Origin of the sequence: Mesorhizobium sp. M7A.F.Ca.US.007.01.2.1 (assembly GCF_003998165.1) — a bacterium.
In the GTDB taxonomy this organism is placed as follows: domain Bacteria; phylum Pseudomonadota; class Alphaproteobacteria; order Rhizobiales; family Rhizobiaceae; genus Mesorhizobium; species Mesorhizobium ciceri.
The window spans coordinates 1-3,056 of the sequence record NZ_RZQP01000398.1; the positions used below are offsets into that span (position 1 = coordinate 1).

The window sequence follows — 3,056 nt, forward strand, 5'->3', positions numbered from 1 at the left end:
AGGAGACGCTTTTGTCGCTCGCCGCGCAGATGGAGAAGATCTCGGGTTGGCTGGGTCGCAGGGCGCCGCTGATGGTGCCGACACGATGACGAGGTCGTGAAGCGCTCGAATATGACAGCAAAGCCATTTGCGGGCGGCGCCAATTCCCGCTAAGACGCCGCCGTCCTTACCGATCTCCAGGGAAAAAAGCCGATGACGGAAATAACCGCCACCGCCGAAATGCAGGCAGCCCTGTTGTCGCGGGCGCTGCCCTACATGCAGCGCTACGAGCACAAGACGGTCGTGGTGAAATATGGCGGCCATGCCATGGGCGACATCGAGCTCGGCAAGGCCTTCGCGCGCGACATCGCGCTGCTCAAGCAATCCGGCGTCAACCCGATCGTCGTCCACGGCGGCGGCCCGCAGATCGGCGCCATGCTGGCCAAGATGGGCATCGAATCCAAGTTCGAAGGCGGCCTGCGCGTCACCGACCAGAAGACGGTCGAGATCGTCGAAATGGTGCTGGCCGGTTCGATCAACAAGGAGATCGTCGCGCTGATCAACGCCGAGGGCGAATGGGCGATCGGCCTGTGCGGCAAGGACGGCAACATGGTGTTCGCCGAAAAGGCCCGCAAGACCATGATCGATCCGGACTCCAACATCGAGCGCGTGCTCGATCTCGGCTTCGTCGGCGAGCCGGTCGAGGTCGACCGTACCTTGCTCGATCTTCTGGCACGCTCCGAAATGATCCCGGTGCTGGCGCCGGTGGCGCCGGGACGCGATGGCCACACCTACAACATCAACGCCGACACCTTCGCCGGCGCCATTGCCGGCGCCTGCCAGGCGACGCGCCTGCTATTCCTCACCGACGTGCCGGGTGTGCTCGACAAGAACAAGAAGCTGATCGACGAACTGACCGTGGCCGAGGCCAAGGCGCTGATCAAGGACGGCACGGTCTCGGGCGGCATGATCCCCAAGGTCGAGACCTGCATCGAAGCGATCGAGCGCGGCGTCGAAGGCGTTGTCATCCTCAACGGCAAGACCCCGCATGCGGTGCTGCTGGAACTGTTCACCGAACATGGCGCCGGCACGCTGATCGTGCCCTGAGGGGCTCGTCAGCCGGCTAACTTTCTCGCCTCGGCATCTTCAATATTGTCGATGGTGGGAATGGCGGGCTTTCTGGCCGGGCGTCGAACGGACATCGATTCCTCCTCGGCATCCTGCGGCGCGCCCCAGAATTCGGCCAGCGTCGGGCCGTCTTTCACCCTGATGTCGCGGACCAGAAAGCCCCAGACCTCGCGGAACCACACGCGGCGGCCCATCTGTGTGTACCAGCGCATCGAATGGCGCTGCTCGGGATCCTTGTGGAACAGGATGCGGGCCAGCGCCTTCGGCCGTGATTGCACCGCCAGCTCGATCAGCTTGACGCTGAAGAACAGCATCCACGGCTTCAGCCGCGTCATCTGCAGCACCTGGTGCTTGTAGTCCCACAGGCGCGCATCCTGCTGGATCACCTTGCGATCCCGCGCGATGCGGAAGAACGGCGTCCAGCGATGCGGCGTCACATAAAGCGCCTGGATCTGGTCGGGGTCGTAGGCGATGAGTTGGCGAAAGCCGCGCCACAGGTCGCGAAACCCTTCGTCCTCGAAGCCGGACACCCAGGTCGCCATAGACAGGATGCCGCTGAGACGCAGCAGCCTTATCGCCTCGCGATCGGATGAGGTGCTGCCGCCCTTGCGGATTAATTGAAGCGTCTGCTCGTCGGTGTTTTCCATGCCGAGCAGCCAGCGGATGACACCGGCCTTGCGGTAGAGATGCAGGATGTCGGCATCGCGCACGATGTCGTCGGCACGGGTCGAACCGACGATCAGCACCGGCACGTTCTCGGCGATCAGGGCATCGAGGAAGGCCCGCCAGGCTTTCTTCGAGACCGTCGGATTCTCGTCGGCAAGATTGATGAGCTCGACGCCATGTTGGCGATGCAGCCATGCGATCTCCCTGGCGAATTTCACCGGATCGCGATGCCGCCAGCGGGTCCAGAAGCCGCGCTGGCCGCAATAGTTGCACAGATGCGGACAGCCGCGCGAAAACTGCATGACCACGGCCCGCTTGCCGCCCCAGTAGCTGTAACTGGGATGGTCGATCAGTTCCCAGCCGACGCGGTAGGCGTCGAGGTCGGCAATGGTCATGGCCGCCTGTGTGGCGAAGGGGCGGCTGAGATCGTCGCGATAGGCGATGCCGGCCACGCTCGCCGGCGGCTGGCGCATCTCCAGCCCTTCGATCAGCGCCACCACCGTCGCTTCGCCCTCGCCGCGCACGATGAAGTCGAAGGCATCGGTAGCGGCCAGGATGTCGCGCCAATGATAGGTCGGGAAAACGCCGCCATAGATGATGATGGTCGCCGGCTCGCGCTCCTTGATCATGCGCGCGATCACCAAGGCGGTCGGGTGCGCCGAGGTCGAGCCGGAATGGCCGATCAGGACGAAGTCGGGGTGGTCCTCCAGTGCGCTGCGCACGACGTCATCGAGCGGCATCGGCCCGAACTCGGCGTCGACGAGGCGCACCTGATGGCCGGCATCGATCAGCGGCCCGCCGATCGCCAGCAGGCCGAGCGGCGGCAGGTGATCGTCGGGCACGCGGCTGCCGATGGCGGTGTGCGGCGGATTGATCAGGACGATTTTCATGGCGGACCTCCTGGGCAGTTGGTCCGCACAAGCTGGCCGGCGATGTGGACACGTGCTTGGCCCGTTTCAGCAGTTTGCGTGCAGCTTTTCCTCAAGGAGTGCGAAGGGCAGGCATTGTCATCGCCTGAGATGCCCGAGCGGCACATGGCCCGGGCCCTTGATGTTCTGCAGCACCAACTGCGTGTGGACGTCGCGCACGCCGTCGAGCCGCATCAGCCGGTGCATGACGAAAGCGTTGAGCTCGTCGACCGACGGCACCATGACATGCAGCAGAAAGTCATGGTCGCCGGTCATCGTCCAGCACGAGGAAACCTCGTCCATGCGCTGCACGGCGGCGATGAAGCTTTCGGGCGAGCCGTCGCTGTGGCTGACGAGGCGCACCTGGATGAACAC

3 protein-coding genes are annotated in these 3,056 nt (G+C 64.2%); 1 reads left to right on the forward strand and 2 read right to left on the reverse strand.

The features are described from left to right. The first annotated feature begins 192 nt into the window (after positions 1-192). Positions 193-1,086 (forward strand): acetylglutamate kinase, encoded by an 894-nt coding sequence (argB, locus tag EN949_RS34230; protein WP_013528489.1) that lies wholly within the window; start codon positions 193-195, stop codon positions 1,084-1,086. A gap of 8 nt (positions 1,087-1,094) precedes the next feature. Here the strand turns inward: argB and bchE are convergent, their stop codons facing one another. Both bchE and EN949_RS34240 read right to left on the reverse strand, forming a co-directional pair. Then, positions 1,095-2,663, reverse strand: a complete 1,569-nt coding sequence (gene bchE, locus EN949_RS34235) for a magnesium-protoporphyrin IX monomethyl ester anaerobic oxidative cyclase (protein WP_063169721.1) — start codon at positions 2,661-2,663, stop codon at positions 1,095-1,097. 117 nt (positions 2,664-2,780) lie between these two features. Next, on the reverse strand, positions 2,781-3,056 hold a 276-nt coding region (locus EN949_RS34240; RefSeq protein WP_164782645.1), incomplete at its 5' end, for an Lrp/AsnC ligand binding domain-containing protein.

Bases quoted from the DNA above. Each gene is read 5' to 3' on its own strand.
- argB (WP_013528489.1), top strand. From the start codon at position 193: ATGACGGAAATAACCGCCACCGCCGAAATGCAGGCAGCCCTGTTGTCG.
- bchE (WP_063169721.1), bottom strand. From the start codon at position 2,663: ATGAAAATCGTCCTGATCAATCCGCCGCACACCGCCATCGGCAGCCGC.